General features: G+C 54.3%; 1 protein-coding gene. It reads left to right on the top strand.

Annotation, left to right across the window (positions count from 1 at the left end; genetic code table 11):
• A partial coding sequence (locus tag AC5S26_RS29980; RefSeq protein ID WP_494188612.1) for a chemotaxis protein CheB occupies window positions 1-348 on the top strand: 348 nt, incomplete at both ends.

The following is a 348-nucleotide window of genomic DNA, read 5'->3' as shown; positions in this document are numbered from 1 at the left end:
GGGGCTTCGGCGGGCGGGCTGGAAGCATACAAGGAATTTTTTCTTGCACTGCCGTCCGACACCGGAATGGCGTTTGTGTTGGTGCAGCACCTCGAGCCAAGCCATAACAGCATGCTGACGGAGATCATTGCGAAAACCACAGCGATGCCGGTAGAGGAGGTCAAGTCGGGACTAAGGATTAGACCGGATTGCGTGTATGTGATCCCCCCGAACGCTTTCATTTCTATTTCCGAAGGCACGTTTACTCTGACCCCACGGAGCAAAGGACCTGGCCAACATTTGGCAGTCAATTTCTTCATGCGTTCGCTGGCCGAGAGCCACGGAGCCGGAGCGATTGGTATTGTTTTT

This window comes from Edaphobacter sp. FHG110511_03, from assembly GCF_059115365.1.
This window is presented reverse-complemented; position numbering and strand designations above follow the sequence as displayed.